Below are 14,737 nucleotides of genomic sequence, written 5' to 3'. Positions count from 1 at the left end.
CACTGCCCCGCCCGGCAGTCGCGCGCGCCGCGAGCGGTGTCGGTGCAGCGCGTTACGGTCGGGGAGTGGACGAGGCACCGGCCGGGCCCGCACCGGCCTATGAGGAGCGCCCCGCGCCCGCCGCCGCGGCAGCGTGGTCGGCGTGCCTGTGGGTGCACCGCGCCCCCGCCCCCGGCACCGCCCTGATCGTCCCGGACGGGTGCACCGACCTGCTGTGGCGCGCAGGAAGGCTGGAGGTCGCCGGCCCCGACACCGGCCCCCGCGACACCCCCCTCGCACCGGGCGAGGTGATCGCCGGGGTGCGGCTGCGCCCGGGCGCGGCCCGGGTCCTCCTGGGCCCGGTCCCGGCGACCGCGGTCCGCGACGCCCAGCCCGCCCTCGACGACCTCCGCCACGGCGACCCCCGGCACGACCGGGCGCTCGCCGATCGCCTTGCGGCCCAATCCGACCCGTGGCTCGCCGCCGGGCTCCTCGCGCACGCGCTCCTCGACCGGGCCCTCCACGGCCACGCGCCGGACCCGGTGGCGCTGGCCGCCGCGGCGGCCCTGAACCGGCCCCGCCCGCTGCGGCTCCCGGTCCTCGCCCGCGAACTCGGGCTCTCGGAGCGGCAGCTGCGCCGCCGCATCCTCGACGCGGCCGGGTACGGGCCCAAGACCCTGGAGCAGATCCTCCGCTTCCGCCGCGCCACCGCCGCCCCGGCCCCAGGGCAGTGGGCGCGAACAGCGGCCGAGGCCGGGTACGCCGACCAGGCGCACCTGTCCCGCGAGGTCCGCCGGTGGTCGGGCCGGGCCCCTACGCGTGCCCGTCCCACGCCCGGAGGGTCCGCACCGCCTTGACCGTGTACCCGGGGCGGGCCTGCTGCTCGATGCCCGGATGCCAGCGCCGGTAGTGGATCGGCCAGCCCCCGTCCGCCTCCTGCTCCGCCGCCCGCGCGTCCAGCGCGGCGGTCATCTCCGCGCCGGTGAACCAGACCGCGCCGACACTGCCCGGCGCGGGCGCGAAGTCGCAGGCGAGGTGGTGCTCGCCGGGCGCGTACCCCGGCGGCGGCTCCTGCCCGCCCGGATCCGACGGGTCCAGCAGCACCAGCCCCGCACGCACCATCGCCCCGACGCGCTCGGCCGCCGCCTCGGCCCACGCCCGGTCCGGCTCGCTAGCGAGGAACGCCGCGATACTGAACACCTCGTACGGGTGGCTCGCCGCCAGCGCGTCGATCCGGTCCCGGCAGAACGCGACCGCCCCCTCGAGCCACGGGTGCACCACCCCCGCGCCCCGCAGCAGCCCCGCCGTCCGCGCCGTGGTGAGCAGCCCGCCGCGGTCCTGCGGCGGGGCCTGGACCCACGGCGGATGCGGATACGCCGCGATCGACGCCAGCAGGTCCGGGACGCCCCCGTCCGCCGCGGTCCACCGCGCCATCCACCCGCACACCCCCGCCCCCGTCGCCGCATCGAGCGCCCCGACCTCGGCCAGGACCTCGACCGCGCCCATCGCCGACAGCGGCTGCGCCTCGGGCCCCTTCACGTCCGGCTCGATCCCGTACGCGAACCCCCCGTCCCCGGTCCGGTGCGCCAGCACCGCCGCCCGCACCGACCCCGCCCCCGCCGACCCTGCCCCCAGGCACGCCTCCATACGGCGCTGGTCCACCAGTCCACCGGTGCGCCACACGAACCGCGCCGCCCTGGCCTCCACGTCTGCACTCATCCGTCTCATACCCGCCACGCTAGAACCCGCACCGCCCCCGCGCTTGAACGAACCGGACACGCCCCACAACGAATATCGACTGCGGTTCAGACCCGCGACATGTGTCCTTCCCTCCCGCGCCCACCTGCGCCTTTAAGCTCCGGGCATGAGAGTCGCACTGGTCACCGAGTCCTTCCCGCCGCAAGTCAACGGCGTGGCCCGCTCCGTCGCACGCGCCGCGGCGCACCTGGCCTCGCGCGGGATCGAACCGGTCGTCATCGCCCCCGCGCCCGGCCCCGGCCCCCGCCCGGTCTTCGACTGGCCCGTCGTCCACGTGCCCTCCGTGCGCCTCCCCGCCTACCGGCACTTCCGCGCCGGCCTGGCCACCCGCGCCCTCGACGACGCCCTCGACGCCCACCGCCCCGACGTCGTCCACCTCGCCTCCCCCTTCGGATACACCGCCCGCGCCGCCGCCTGGGCCGAACGCCGCGGCGTCCCCGCCGTCGCCGTCTGGCAGACCGACCTGCCCGCCTACACCCGCGCCTACCACCTCACCGCGTTCGAACAGCTCGTGTGGAAGCGCCTCAAGTCCATCCACTCGCGCGCCGCCGTCAACCTCGCCCTCTCCAACTGCACCGCACGCGACCTCACCGACCAGGGCATCGGCTCCGTCGCCGTCCTCCCGCACGGCGTCGACACCGACCGCTTCCACCCCGACTTCCGCGACACGACCCTCCACGACGCCCTCACCCCCGACGGCGAACTCCTCGTCGGCTACGTCGGCCGCCTCGCCCGCGAGAAGCAGCTCCACTGGCTCGCCGACGTCGCGAACCTCCCCGGCGTGCGCCTCGTCATCGCCGGCGACGGCCCCCGCCGCCGCGCCCTCGAACGCCTCCTCCCGCAGGCGTCCTTCCTCGGCGCCCTCCACGGCGAAGACCTCTCCCGCCTGTACGCCTCCCTCGACCTGTTCGTCCACACCGGCCCCTTCGAGACGTTCGGCCAGACCATCCAGGAGGCCCACGCCTCCGGGGTCGCCGTCCTCGCCGTCGACGCCGGCGGCGCCGCCGAACTCGTCGACCCCGGCGTCGACGGCACCCACTTCCCGGCCGGCGACCCCGCCTCGCTGGCGGGCCTGGTCGCGTCCCTGGCCGGGCGCCGGGACGTGCTGCGCCAGTGGGGCCGGCGCGGGCGCCTGAAGGTGCGCGGACGCACCTGGGAGGCCGAGGGCGACGCGCTCATCGAGCACTACGGGCGGGCACTCGTGCTGGGGCCGGCGCGCGCCTCGCGCCCAGCCGTCCCCACGGCTTGACGTACGACAGGACCGTCGAACCGAGGTAGATCAGCGAGGACACGACCGGCCCGTAGAGGACGCCGGCGTCCACCGTCCGCACCCGGTCCGGGTCCACGAGCGCGGCGAGCTCGTCCAGGCCCGGCAGGAGCGCGAACACCGTCGCCGCATACGCCGCGCACGTGAGCACGAGCTTGGTGAGCACCCACTTGTGCGACGGCCCCCACCGGGTGCCGAACATCAGGACCAGCCCGGTCGCGATCGCGACCGCGCCGATCGGCAGGGACAGGGTCGACGCCAGCGCGTCCATCGCGGTGCCGGCCGCGAACTGGTCGCCCGCGTCCGACGCGGTCACCGCCCGCACGGCCAGGACCAGCAGGCTCAGGCTCAACCCGAGCCAGGCGACCGACGAGGCGACATGGGCGACGATGAAGAACCGGTAGGCCGGTCGGCGTAGCTTTCTCATACCGTCCACGATCGCGGCCCGCCCCCAGGCGGCACATCCGCGCGCGGACGTATCCGCCCCTACGCCCGGGCGCGGACCCGCGCCTAGATCGGCTCCGCCGCCACCGCCGCGGTCGAGCGCCGCGCCCACCGCAACCCCGCCAGCGGGAACAGCAGCACCGACACCATCGCCGCACCGACCATCGCCGCCGCCACCGCCTCGCCCACCAGGCCCCGCTCCACCGCCGTCGCGGACGCGACCACCACGATCGGCAGCTGCGTCGCCGCGAACGCCGCCAGCGCCCGCCGGTCACCCCCGACGAGCGACCCGCGCGCGAACACCCACGTCACCGCGCCACGCACCAGCGCGAACGCGGCCAGGAACACCGGGATCAGCGCCAGCGCCACCGGCGAGCCCACCAGCGCGTCCAGATCGAACGTCACCCCCGTGTACACGAAGAACACCGGGACCACCGCCCCGAACCCGATCCCGTCCAGCTTCGACTGCACCAGCGCCTCCTCCCGCTCGTCCAGCGCCGACAGCAGCACGTGCATGCACACCCCCGCCGCGAACGCCCCCAACGCGATGTCCACCCCGATCTCCGCCGCCAGCAGCACCGACGCCAGCAGCACCAGCACCGACAACCGCACCGCCAGCTGCGCACTCGTCCCCAGCGTCGCCGACAGGAGCCGCCCCACCCGCGCCGACCGCCGCAGCGACCCGAACACCGCGGCCGCCACCGCCAACCCCACCAGCGCGATCACCAGCGTCGTGCGCCCCGAATGCGACCCCTCCGAGAAGCACAGCGCCAGCAGCGCGATCGGCGCGAACTCGCCCACCGCCCCCACCGCCATCAGATGCGGCCCCACCGGCCCCGCCAGCAGCCCCGAATCCCGCGCGATCGGCAGGATCGTCCCCAGCGCCGTCGAACACAACCCGATCGCCAGGATCAGCACCGCGCCCCCTGCACCGACCCCCCACAGCAGCAGCACCGCCAAAGCGAACGACACCGCCCAACCCAGCGCCGCGAACCCGATCGGCCGCCCCCGCACCGCCCGGAAGTCGATCTCGAACCCCGCCAGGAAGAACAGCATCGCCAACCCCAGCTGCGACACCGTCTCCAGCAGCACCCCCGTCTGCACCAGCCCCAGCACCTGCGGACCGATGAGCACCCCCAGCACGATCTCCACCACCACGCCCGGCAGCCGCACCCACCGCTCCACCCGGTCCACCAGCAGCGGCGCCGCCACCGCCGCCACCGCCAACACCAGCACCCCGTCCCAGTCCACGGCCGCAGCGTAAACCGCGCAACCCCCGCACGCCGCCCGTTCGGGGCCTAACCCCACCACCATTCGGGGGAGCAGCGGCACTACCGACCGGTAACCCGCGGACGTAGCCTCGAACCATGGCACTGGCACCCGCGTACACCCACCCCAAACCCCGCCTCCGCGGCTGGCTCCACCTCGGCGCCCTCCCCATCGCACTCCTCGCCGGACTCGCCCTCACCGCCACCGCCCCCACCCTCCCCGGCCGCCTCACCGCCGCGGTCTACACCGCCGCCTCAGCCGCCCTCTTCGGCGTCTCCGCCCTCTACCACCGCACCGACCTCCCCGACAAGACCACCGCCGTCCTCAAACGCCTCGACCACGCCAACATCTACCTCATCATCGCCGGCACCTACACCCCCATCGCCGCCCTCGCCCTCCACGGCACCCCCCGCACCGCCCTCCTCACCGTCATCTGGACCGGCGCCGCCCTCGGCGTCCTCTTCCGCATCCTCTGGCACGACGCCCCCCGCTGGCTCTACACCGCCCTCTACATCGTCCTCGGCTGGTCCGCCGTCGCCGTCACCCCGCAACTCCTCGCCGGCGCCGGCCTCGCCGCCACGATCCTCATCTACACCGGCGGCGTCCTCTACACCGTCGGCGCCCTCGTCTACGCCCTCAAGAAACCCAACCCCTCCCTCCAGTGGTTCGGCTTCCACGAGGTCTTCCACGCCTTCACCCTCGCCGCCTACACCGCCCAGTTCACCGCCGTCGCACTCGTCGTCCAAGCCGCCACCTGACCGATACCATTGCGGCACCCGACCACGAGGGGAGCGCCGCCATGAGCGACCGCCAGGCCAGAGGCGTCGACCGCGCCATCCAGGAAGCCGAAGCCCGCGGCGACTTCAAGAACCTCCCCGGCGCCGGCAAGCCCCTCCCCGGCCTCGACCGCCCCCTCCACGACGACTGGTGGCTCCACCAGCAGGCCGCCCGCGACCCCCTCGGCCCCGACGCCCTCCCGCCCGCCCTCCGCCTCGCCAAGGAACGCGAAGACCTCCCCGCCGCCCTCGACGCGCTGGCCGACGAGGCCGCGGTGCGCGCGGCGGTGGGGGAGTTGAACACGCGGATCCGCAAGGCGCTCATCGGCCCGGTCGAGGGCCCGCCGCTGCGGTTCGGGCCCGTCGACGCCGACGAGGCGGTCGCGGCCTGGCGCTCGCGCCGGTAGCGCACACCACAGCCCATGGACTTGACAGTGTCCAGTTCCCGGCGCACCCTTAACTTGACACTGTCAAGACCGGCTTCGCGCCCACCACCGAAGGCAGCCCCATGGCACCCATCATCACCCTCACCGCCGCCACCCTCCTCGCCCGCCTCGCCGGGCTCCTCGGCGCCGACGCCCTCGACGACTGGCAAATGTGCCTGCGCATCGGCCTCGCCGCCATGTTCGCCCTCACCGGCGCCGTCCACTTCGCGCCCAAGTTCCGCGACGACATGGTCCGCATGGTCCCACCGCGCCTGCCCGCACCCGCCGCGCTCGTCGCCCTCACCGGCGTCCTCGAACTCGCCGGCGCCGCAGGACTCCTCGTCCCCGCCACCGCACCCGCCGCCGCGGCCTGCCTCGCACTCCTGCTCGCCGCCATGTTCCCCGCGAACTACTCCGCCGCCAAGCGCGGCGTCCCCCTCGCCGGGAAACCCGCCACCCCCCTCGGCATCCGCACCGCCGAACAGGTCCTCTTCATCGCCCTGTGCGTCCTCGCCGCCCTCTGACGCACCCGGGGGAGGAGACGACGAAGGCCCGGACCCCCACCGGGTCCGGGCCGTGCCCACACCGCTAACGCTACCGCGCGCCCCAGCGTCAGATACGCGAACCCGAGCACACCGCGGTGACCCCGCAGCCACCAGGCACGATGCGCGTCCGCGGCCTCCCGGACCTCCGCGGCCCGCTCGTGGCGCGGATTCGCCTGGAGCCAGAACTCCTTGTCCGCCAGGAACTCGGACTCGAAGTCGTCCCATTCGGACTGCTCCACCGACTCGACCCGCAACGGCCGCAGGCCCGCCTCCACCGCCGCGTCCACCAGATCCGGCAGCGACACCCAGTCCGCGGCGGACGTCTCCGGCCACATCCGGGCCAGGTCCGCCTCCGACGGCTCCCGCGCCCACACCGCGTCCCCGAACAGCAGCCGCCCACCCGGCTTCACCAGCTCCGCCAGCGCCGCGACCGCCTCCGGGCCCGTCCCGAACGCGTGCGCCGCCCCGATGCACACCACCAGGTCCGCCGGCTCCGTCCACGCCTCGCCCCGGTACTCCACGAACTCGACCCGGTCGGCGATCCCGCGCCGGGCCGCACCCGCCCGGCCCCGCTCCAGCAGCTCCACGTCCGAATCGACCCCCACCGCCCGCGCGCCCGGGACCCGCTCGGCCACGCGCTGGAGCAGCTCGCCCCACCCGCACCCGATGTCGAGGATCGTCTCCGGCGCGAACGACGCGCACTCCGCGACCTGCCGGTCGAAGCGCCACGCGGCGATGGGGGAGTTGCAGTCGAGATGGCCGTACCGCGACGGCCCGTCATGAGAAGTCATCGCCGGGACCCTAGCAGCAACACCGCCCCCGGTCGACCGGATAACCTCACCCGCATGATCACCGTGCACGCGTACCTCTGGGCGCAGCCCGAACACCTCGACGCCTACCGCGACGGCCTGCGCGCCCTCCAGGCGTCCACCCTCGCCAACGACCCCGGCTGCCTCGCCTACCACTTCTGGGAGAGCGTCACCGAACCCGGCGCGTTCGTCTGCGTCGAAGCCTGGACCGACCGCACCGCCCTCCAGCACCACCTCGACGCACCCCACCACCGGGTCGGCTCGGCCGCCCTCGACGCCCACCGCGCCCGCCCCGCCGACGTCCGCGTCTACGAATCCGTCCCCACCGACCTCTGACGTCACACCCGGATGCCACACTCGCACCCATGACCGACCTGAAGACCACCCTCCAGCGCTACCTCCAGTCCGCCCGCGAAGCCCTCCTGTGGAAGCTCGACGGCCTGGGGGAGTACGACCTGCGCCGACCCCTCACCCCCACCGGCACCAACCTCCTCGGCCTCGTCAAGCACTCCGCCGCCACCGACGTCGAGTACTTCGGCACCGTCTTCGACCGGCCCTTCCCCGACCCGCCCGCCTGGTTCGCCCTCATCGAGTCCGTCCCCAACATCGAGATGTGGGCCACCGCCGACGAGACCAGCGAATACCTCACCGACCTCTACCGGCGCGTCTGGGACCACTCCAACGCCACCGTCGACGCCCTCGACCTCGACGCCACCGGCACCGTCCCCTGGTGGCCCGAGGAACGCCGCACCGTCACCCTCGGCCAGATCCTCGTCCACATGACCGCCGAGACCAACCGCCACGCCGGACACGCCGACATCGTCCGCGAGACCATCGACGGCGCCGCCGGACTCGGCGCCCGCAACACGAACCTCCCGCCCGCCGACCAGTACGACTGGACCGCCTACCGCGCCCAGGTCGAGCAGGCCGCCCGCACCGCCGCCGGCCTCTAGACCGCGCACCCAGACCGCGCACCCGGACACCGACGGGGCCCGGCACCACCGGGCCCCGAACCGGACAAAACCCCCGCCCACCGGCACGGGGGAGTACCCGAGCGGACTACTCCGGCGCCGGCACCGCCCGCGCCTCCGCCGCCAGCGCCCGCTCACGCCACGACCCCGCCTCACCACGCGCCTCCACCAGCGCCGCCTCCGCCGCCGCCGACCGCGACGCCAGCACCCGCTGATCCGCCACCGCGTCCGCGAACTCGCCCTGCAACCGCGACAGCGCCTCCGCCCGCTCCAGCGCCGCCGCCGACGCGTGCTCCGCATCCCGGCGCGCCACCGCCACCTCCGCCACCAGCGACTCCACCCGCGCCCGCTCACGATCGCGCTCGACCATCACTGACGACACCCGCGACTCGGCCCGCTCCAGCGCCGCCTCACCCGCACGCAGCGCCTCCGCCGCCTCCGCGGCCACCTCATCCGCCCGCGCCCGCGCCGCCGCCGCCTCACCGCGGGCCGCACCCGCCGCCCGCTCGGCCTCCTCGCGGCCCGCCACCGCCGCGTCCCGCTCCACCACCGCACCGGCGGCCTCGGCCCGCGCCAGCGACGCCTCCTCCACCGCCGCATCACGATCCGCCACCGCAGCCGCCGCCTCAGCGAGCGCCCGCTCGGCCTCCGCACGCGACGACTCCGCGTCCCGCACCGCCGCCACCCGCGCCGCCACGGCCTCCTTCGCCCGCGCCTCACCGGCAGCGGCCACCGCGGTCACCCGCTCGACCTCCGCCAGCGCCTGCGCGACCTCCTCGCGCAGCGCACCCGCCCGCGCCGCCACCTCGTCCCGCTCCGCCCGGGCCGCCGCCACCGCACCGGCGGCCTCGGACCGGACCTCCGCGATCCGCGCCTCCACCTCGGCCGGGTCGGTCTCGGCCCGCAGGGCCTCCGCGAGCGGCGCCAGCGCCGAGGACATCGACTGCTCGATCTGCTCGTACAGCTCCTCGGCCCGCGCCAGCGCGCCTTCGAGCCCGGGGGTGGCGCGGCGCAGCTCGCGCTGGCGCTTGGCCTGGGAGGCGCAGTCGCCGTCGGCGCAGTACAGGCGCGGGCGTCCGCGGCCGGGCTGCTGCGGGATCGGCGTGCCGCACCGCTTGCACAGCGTCACGAGCTTCGGGGCGGTCTGGGCGGTGGCATCTGTTTTCGTCATGCCCACATCCTAACATTATTTATTTCCGGTATTGATATTTAAATAATAGGAAAACAGGCGTGTCGCCTCCCGATGCATAACTCACGAGAAGTGCCGTTCCCGCAAGTTATAGGTGTGAGGACCCTGTGACGACCTACGGCGATCCGCAGCAGCGTTCGTCGGGTCGGTGGCCCTTTCGGCGCGATGGGCCCGCCGGGGCCGGCCCGGAGGACGGGCATGACGGGGACTCGCGGAGATCCCGGGGCGGATCCTGCGGAGGCGGGTCTCCGGGATTCGGCCGCCGGTGGCGGCGGGCGCTGCGACGATGGCGGGGAGATCGGGCGGAAGGAGTCTGCGATGGGTTCGATCCTCAATCCCTACGTGTCGTTCAACGGGAACGCGCGGGAGGCGATGGAGTTCTACCAGTCGGTGCTGGGCGGTGAGCTGAACGTGATGACGTTCGGGGAGTCGGGGGTGCCGGACGCCCCGGCGGAGCAGGTGATGCACGCGCAGCTGACCTCGTCTGCTGGGTACACGGTCATGGCGTCGGACACGCCGCCGGGGATGCCGTACGAGCCGGGCCGGAACATCGCGATCAGCCTCTCGGGCGACGACGGCGACGCGCTGCGCGGCTACTTCGCCGGCCTGTCCGAGGGCGGGTCGGTGAGCATCCCGCTGGAGAAGCAGATGTGGGGCGACGAGTTCGGGGCCCTGGTGGACCGGTTCGGGATCGCGTGGATGGTGAACATCGCCGGGAGCTAGTCCCCCGGTTAGCCCGGGATCGGGCGGCGCGGCACGTGGAAGACGGTGGGCGGACCCTGGGGTCCGCCCACCGTTGCTTGCGGGAATCGCGTCAGTTGATGCCGCGGGGGACGCGCCAGAACGCGAGGCCGATGAGGAGTGCGGCGAGACCGGCCGCGGCGGCGAACTCGGCCCACTGGAACGGCCAGTACCGGTCGGCGGGCTGGTAGGTGACGTCGAAGACGGCGCCGAGCGAGGTCATGCACTCGTCGGGGTGGAGCGTCTGCTGGTCGCACGCGGCGATGTCGTCCTCGTCGACCTCGGTGCCGTCGGCCTTGTAGACGGTGATGTAGTCGGACAGGACCCAGGCGTCGGTGATGGTGTAGCCCTGGATGCCGGCGCCGTGGGGGCCGATGCCGAAGGAGTCGATGGTGCCGACGGCGTTGGCGTCGGACCACGCGATGGTCTCGGTGACCGGTTCGGCGAAGTGGGGGCGGACGGCGGTCGCCATGAGCACCTGGAAGGCGATGAAGAGCGCGATGGTGACGGCCATGGCGAGGAGGGTCTTGCGGGCGAGGACGCCGACGGCGAGGCCGATGGCGAACGCCAGGAGCGCGTACCCGAACGGGGCGATGTCCCTGGCGGCGAAGGTGAGCGGTTCGAAACGGGAGGCGGCGACCTGGTCGTAGGGCGCGGCGGCCCAGGTGAGCAGGAGGCTGAGCGCGCCGGTGAGCAGGACGCTCACTCCCCCGACGAGGACGAGCTTGACGGTGAGCCAGCGGGTGCGGGTGACCGACTGGTTCCACACCAGGCGGTGGGTGCCGGTCTCGAGTTCGCGGGTGATGAGGGGCGCGCCCCAGAAGGCGCCCAGGAGCGCGGGGCCGGCGATGAGGACGAGGCCCAGGAGGAGCAGCGGGGTCCCGAAGGCGTCAGCGACGGCCCTGGCGGCCTGGCCGCATTCGGCGGTGCAGCCGGCGATGTCGCGGTCGTAGACCTCGCGGAGGTCGGCGCCGAGGTAGAGCAGGTAGACGGCGAGCGCGGCGAGGGCGGCGGCGGTCCACAGGGTCTGGGTGCGCATGTGGCGCCAGGTCAGCCAGATCATCGGGTGCTCTCCTGGAGGGTCGGGGCGCCGGTGCCTTGGGCGCGGTGGAGGTAGGTGAGGACCATGTCCTCGAGGCCGACGGGTTCGGTCTGCCCGAGCGTGTCGGGGCGGGTGCCGTTGCGGGCGTGGACGATGAGGGTGGTCTGGCGGTCGGTGTGCTCGGTGGCGATGACGTCGGTGCCGGCGGGGAGGGTGTCGAGGGTGCCGCGGGGGCCGACGACGCGGAAGTGGGCGGCGGTGAGGTCGTCGATGTCCCCCGCGACCTGGACGCGGGATTCGGCGAGGATGACGAGGTGGTCGCAGACGCGTTCGACGTCGGAGATCAGGTGGGAGGACAGGATCACCGACACGTCGATCTCGGCGACGAACTCCATGAGGTTCTGGAGGAAGGCGCGGCGCGCGAGGGGGTCGAGGGCGGCGACGGGTTCGTCGAAGATGAGCAGTTCGGGGCGTTTGGCGGCGGCGAGGGTGAGGGCGAGCTGGGCCTTCTGGCCGCCGGAGAGGCGTCCGGCCTTCTTGGCGGGGTCGAGGCCGATCTGCTTGATGCGGGCGTGGGCGAAGGGGCGGTCCCAGGCGGGGTTGAGCCGCTCCCCCAGCCGCAGGTGCTCGGCGACGGTGAGCTGGGCGTAGACGGGGGTGTCCTGGGCGACGAAGCCGACGCGGGCGAGTTGGGCGGTGTCGGCGGCGGGGCGGCGGCCCAGGACGTCGATGGTGCCGGAGGTGGGGCGGATGAGGCCGGCGGCGAGGGCGAGGAGGGTGGACTTGCCGGCGCCGTTGGGGCCGACGAGGCCGACGATGCGGCCGGCGGGGATGTCGAGGGTGGCGTCGGTGAGGGCCGGGTGGGGGCCGTAGCGCTTGGTGAGGGCGTCGGCGCGGATGACCGGGGTGTCCATGGTCCTGCTTTCGGGGTCAGGTCTTTCTGATCGTGGTGGCGAAGAGTGCGGTGATGGCGTCGTCGTCGAGTCCGGCGGTGCGGGCGCGGGTGATCCATCGGTGGAGTTCGGTCTTGAGTTCGGCGTGGGCGTCGAGGTCGCCGGCGGCGAGGGTGGCGGTGACGAAGGTGCCGCGGCCGGGTTTGGGGGCGACGAGTCCTTGGCGTTCGAGTTCGCGGTACGCCTTGAGGACGGTGTTGGGGTTGATGGCGATCTTGGCGACGACCTGCTTGACCGTGGGCAGCTGGTCCCCCACTGCGAGCATGCCGAGCCTGAGGGCCTGCTGGACCTGGTGGACGAGCTGCATGTAGGGGGCCACGCCGGAGCGCGGTTCGAGGTGGAAGTCGATCACGGTAACTCTATTTCACTAGGATGTTAGCACTATAGTGCCGCGGGTCGGCCGGTGTCAATCGCGGGGTGCCCGGTGGGGCTACCGGCGCTGGTCGCAGCCTTGGTTGCGGGGGTGGTCGCGGGCGGTGCGCTCGGTGCCGAACCGGTAGGCGCCGGTCCACCGGGCCATGACGAGCTGGGGGTCGCCGGCGGCGAGCTCGGCGAGGAACTTCGCGGCGCGGGTGCCGCGGAGGGTGGCGGCGGCCCGGCCGCGGTGGGTGATGACGACGGTCCCGTCCCCGCGCTCGCGGTGCGCGAAGCCCGCGGGGGCGCTCACGCGGCGGCCCTGGCGCGGCGGGAGCGGGCGACGGCGATCGCGGCGGCGATGCCGCCGAGGAACCCGAACAGGTGGGCCTGCCAGGAGATGTACGGGCTGGTCGGCAGCACGCCCCAGATGAGGGAGCCGTAGACGAGGACGATGAGCAGGGCGATGAGGAAGTCGCCGATCTTGCGCATGAACAGGCCGCGCGCGAGCAGGTACCCGAAGAGGCCGAACACGACGCCGGAGGCGCCGACGGTCACCGAGTGCGCCGGGGACAGCAGCCACACGCCGAGGCCGGAGACGACGAGCGCGGTGGCGAGGGCGGCCCACATGCCGGCGCGGTCGCGCAGGGCGCAGACGACGCCCATGACGGCGAGGGGCACGGTGTTCGCGGCGAGGTGCGCGGCGTCGGCGTGCAGGAACGGGGCGGCGACGATCCCGGGGACGAGACCGTCGAGGGTGCGCGGGGTGATCCCCCACATCGTCAGGTGCGCGGGGAGGACGAGGTCGGCGACGAGGACCGCCCACAGGAGGGCGATGAGCGCGCCCCAGGTCGTGAGCGCGCGCCGCACGGGGTGGGCGGGGCGGGGTTCGGGTGCGGCCGGGAGGGTCAATGCGGCTCCTGCGGGAAGGGGTTCGGGGCTTCGCCTCGGGAAGCCGGTCCCTGGAAGCGTAGTCGGGGCGTGCGCGCAGTGCCGAATCGATACGGAACTCAGATAGTATGGAATCCGTATCATCTTTGCGTGAGGAGAGACCCCCATGAGACTCGCACTGGCAGCGGCCACGGGCGCGACGGGCCGCCTGGTCCTGTCGCAGGCCCGCGACGCCGGACACGAGGTGACCGCCCTGGTCCGGTCGCCGCAGAAACTCCCGCCGGGCGTGCCGTTCGCGCGCACCGACTTCGCGGCACCGGACCCCGACGCGCTGGCGAAGGCCCTGGACGGCGCGCACGCGGTCGTCTCGGCACTGGGCGCGACCGGCAGGCACGACGCCGGGGTGGCCGCTACCGGGACCGCCGCGCTCCTCGACGCCATGCGCGCCACCGGGGTCCGGCGGCTGGTGGTGCTGTCGGCGGCGCCGATCGGGACCGTGCCGACCGCGGCGCGCCCCGACAAGCCGCGCACCGACCCCGGCGACGGGCCGCTGCTGCGCCTGGTCACGCCGATCGTCAAGCGGGCCCTGGCCGCGCACTACGCGGACCTGGCCCGCATGGAGGACCTGGTGGTGGACTCGCGTCTGGACTGGACGGTGGTCCGCCCGCCGCGCCTGACCGACGTCCCGGCGAAGGGCGCCTGGCGCACCGCCGAGGGCGCGCAGCCGCGCAACGGGTGGACGCTGGGCCGCGCGGACCTGGCCGCGGCGATGCTCGCGGCCGCGGCCGATGCGGACGCGGCCGGGAAGGTCCTGGGCGTCGCCTACTGACGGCCCGCGAGGTCGTCGGTGGCCGCCTGCCCGGCGGCGGTGACGCGGGCGAGGAAGCCCGCGATCGTCTCCAGCTGCGCGGGGTCGAAGTCGCCGCAGATCGCGGCGATGGCCCCGCGCAGCGGCTCGTAGTGGGCCCGGACCGCCGCGGACCGGTCGGGGTCGGCGGTCAGGTGCACGGCGCGCCGGTCGGTGGGGACCCGGTCGCGGCGGATCCACCCGGCGCTCTCGAGCCGGTCGAGGACCCCGGTGACCGTGGCGGGGTGCAGGTCCGCGGCGCGGGCGAGCGCGGAGGGGGTGAGGGGTCCGGTGCGGCCGATGAGGTCGAGGCATTCGAGGTCGACGTCTTGGAGGCCGAGGCGGTCGGAGACCTGGTGGTTGAGGAGGCGGAGTTGGACGGTGAGGGCGCGCAGGAGTTCGGTGACGTGCTCGGCGGGGTCGGGCGCGGGTTGCATGGTGCGGTGCTCCTGCTGGTCGGGTCGGGGGTCCAGGATA

General features: G+C 74.3%; 20 protein-coding genes. 9 read left to right on the top strand and 11 right to left on the bottom strand.

What is annotated here, in order from left to right; genetic code table 11:
- The first annotated feature begins 65 nt into the window (after positions 1 to 65).
- Positions 66 to 836, top strand: coding sequence for a helix-turn-helix domain-containing protein (locus BLS99_RS06995; protein ID WP_091045933.1), 771 nt, complete (start codon positions 66 to 68; stop codon positions 834 to 836).
- On the opposite strand, the gene BLS99_RS27335 is transcribed toward BLS99_RS06995, so the two are convergent.
- Positions 793 to 1,698, bottom strand: coding sequence for a hypothetical protein (locus tag BLS99_RS27335; RefSeq protein ID WP_091045929.1), 906 nt, complete (start codon positions 1,696 to 1,698; stop codon positions 793 to 795). The genes BLS99_RS06995 and BLS99_RS27335 overlap by 44 nt on opposite strands.
- 145 nt (positions 1,699 to 1,843) lie before the next feature.
- Between BLS99_RS27335 and BLS99_RS06985 the strand changes: the two genes are divergently transcribed.
- A complete protein-coding gene (locus tag BLS99_RS06985) occupies positions 1,844 to 2,986 on the top strand; it encodes a glycosyltransferase (protein WP_091045925.1) in 1,143 nt (380 codons plus the stop codon).
- Here the strand turns inward: BLS99_RS06985 and BLS99_RS26080 are convergent.
- The gene (locus BLS99_RS26080) at positions 2,913 to 3,431 is read right to left on the bottom strand and encodes a DUF2269 domain-containing protein (protein ID WP_176953238.1); all 519 of its coding nucleotides are present in this window, start codon (positions 3,429 to 3,431) and stop codon (positions 2,913 to 2,915) included. The two genes, BLS99_RS06985 and BLS99_RS26080, sit on opposite strands and share 74 nt — an antisense overlap.
- 83 nt (positions 3,432 to 3,514) lie before the next feature.
- Complete coding sequence (locus BLS99_RS06975; protein WP_176953237.1) at positions 3,515 to 4,699, bottom strand: cation:proton antiporter; 1,185 nt, start codon at positions 4,697 to 4,699, stop codon at positions 3,515 to 3,517.
- Between the two features lie 116 nt (positions 4,700 to 4,815).
- Here BLS99_RS06975 and trhA point away from each other — a divergent pair, with 116 nt between their 5' ends.
- The 3 genes from trhA to BLS99_RS06960 all read left to right on the top strand — a co-directional run bounded on the left by trhA (position 4,816) and on the right by BLS99_RS06960 (position 6,442).
- Entirely contained in the window at positions 4,816 to 5,475 is a 660-nt protein-coding gene (gene trhA, locus BLS99_RS06970) for a PAQR family membrane homeostasis protein TrhA (RefSeq protein WP_091045915.1), read from the top strand.
- A gap of 41 nt (positions 5,476 to 5,516) precedes the next feature.
- A complete protein-coding gene (locus BLS99_RS06965; RefSeq protein WP_091045911.1) occupies positions 5,517 to 5,900 on the top strand; it encodes a DnaJ family domain-containing protein in 384 nt (127 codons plus the stop codon).
- Between the two features lie 101 nt (positions 5,901 to 6,001).
- On the top strand, positions 6,002 to 6,442 hold the full coding sequence (locus BLS99_RS06960) for a DoxX family protein (protein WP_091045908.1): 441 nt from the start codon (positions 6,002 to 6,004) through the stop codon (positions 6,440 to 6,442).
- Here the strand turns inward: BLS99_RS06960 and BLS99_RS27605 are convergent.
- Entirely contained in the window at positions 6,328 to 7,254 is a 927-nt protein-coding gene (locus BLS99_RS27605; RefSeq protein ID WP_091045904.1) for a class I SAM-dependent methyltransferase, read from the bottom strand. The genes BLS99_RS06960 and BLS99_RS27605 overlap by 115 nt on opposite strands.
- A 54-nt stretch (positions 7,255 to 7,308) precedes the next feature.
- Between BLS99_RS27605 and BLS99_RS06950 the strand changes: the two genes are divergently transcribed.
- A complete protein-coding gene (locus BLS99_RS06950; RefSeq protein WP_176953236.1) occupies positions 7,309 to 7,608 on the top strand; it encodes a putative quinol monooxygenase in 300 nt (99 codons plus the stop codon).
- A 29-nt stretch (positions 7,609 to 7,637) separates the two neighbouring features.
- A complete protein-coding gene (locus BLS99_RS06945) occupies positions 7,638 to 8,225 on the top strand; it encodes a DinB family protein (RefSeq protein WP_091045896.1) in 588 nt (195 codons plus the stop codon).
- 106 nt (positions 8,226 to 8,331) lie between these two features.
- On the opposite strand, the gene BLS99_RS26075 is transcribed toward BLS99_RS06945, so the two are convergent.
- Positions 8,332 to 9,414 (bottom strand): hypothetical protein, encoded by a 1,083-nt coding sequence (locus BLS99_RS26075; protein WP_091045893.1) that lies wholly within the window; start codon positions 9,412 to 9,414, stop codon positions 8,332 to 8,334.
- A gap of 336 nt (positions 9,415 to 9,750) precedes the next feature.
- Here BLS99_RS26075 and BLS99_RS06935 point away from each other — a divergent pair, with 336 nt between their 5' ends.
- Positions 9,751 to 10,155, top strand: coding sequence for a VOC family protein (locus BLS99_RS06935; protein ID WP_091045889.1), 405 nt, complete (start codon positions 9,751 to 9,753; stop codon positions 10,153 to 10,155).
- Between the two features lie 91 nt (positions 10,156 to 10,246).
- Here the strand turns inward: BLS99_RS06935 and BLS99_RS06930 are convergent, their stop codons facing one another.
- From BLS99_RS06930 to BLS99_RS06910, 5 genes are all read right to left on the bottom strand, one after another.
- Positions 10,247 to 11,236, bottom strand: coding sequence for an ABC transporter permease subunit (locus BLS99_RS06930; RefSeq protein ID WP_091045886.1), 990 nt, complete (start codon positions 11,234 to 11,236; stop codon positions 10,247 to 10,249).
- Complete coding sequence (locus BLS99_RS06925) at positions 11,233 to 12,129, bottom strand: ABC transporter ATP-binding protein (RefSeq protein ID WP_091045883.1); 897 nt, start codon at positions 12,127 to 12,129, stop codon at positions 11,233 to 11,235. Before BLS99_RS06925 ends, BLS99_RS06930 begins: the two co-directional genes overlap by 4 nt.
- Before the next feature lie 16 nt (positions 12,130 to 12,145).
- The gene (locus tag BLS99_RS06920) at positions 12,146 to 12,520 is read right to left on the bottom strand and encodes a GntR family transcriptional regulator (protein ID WP_091045879.1); all 375 of its coding nucleotides are present in this window, start codon (positions 12,518 to 12,520) and stop codon (positions 12,146 to 12,148) included.
- A 78-nt stretch (positions 12,521 to 12,598) separates the two neighbouring features.
- Entirely contained in the window at positions 12,599 to 12,835 is a 237-nt protein-coding gene (locus BLS99_RS06915; RefSeq protein ID WP_091045875.1) for a hypothetical protein, read from the bottom strand.
- Positions 12,832 to 13,434 (bottom strand): rhomboid family intramembrane serine protease, encoded by a 603-nt coding sequence (locus tag BLS99_RS06910; protein ID WP_176953235.1) that lies wholly within the window; start codon positions 13,432 to 13,434, stop codon positions 12,832 to 12,834. Before BLS99_RS06910 ends, BLS99_RS06915 begins: the two co-directional genes overlap by 4 nt.
- Positions 13,435 to 13,579: 145 nt before the next feature.
- On the opposite strand from BLS99_RS06910, the gene BLS99_RS06905 reads away from it, so the two are divergent.
- Positions 13,580 to 14,242 carry an NAD(P)-dependent oxidoreductase gene (locus tag BLS99_RS06905; protein ID WP_091045868.1) on the top strand — a complete coding sequence of 221 codons (663 nt, stop codon included), beginning with the start codon at positions 13,580 to 13,582 and terminating at the stop codon, positions 14,240 to 14,242.
- Here BLS99_RS06905 and BLS99_RS06900 read toward each other — a convergent pair.
- Positions 14,236 to 14,697 (bottom strand): MarR family winged helix-turn-helix transcriptional regulator, encoded by a 462-nt coding sequence (locus BLS99_RS06900; protein WP_091045864.1) that lies wholly within the window; start codon positions 14,695 to 14,697, stop codon positions 14,236 to 14,238. The two genes, BLS99_RS06905 and BLS99_RS06900, sit on opposite strands and share 7 nt — an antisense overlap.
- Positions 14,698 to 14,737 lie beyond the last annotated feature (40 nt).

The organism is Glycomyces sambucus, from assembly GCF_900102815.1.
In the GTDB taxonomy this organism is placed as follows: Bacteria; Actinomycetota; Actinomycetes; order Mycobacteriales; family Micromonosporaceae; genus Glycomyces; species Glycomyces sambucus.
Note: the sequence above shows the minus strand (reverse complement) of the source record. Positions and strands in the feature narration are given on the sequence as shown.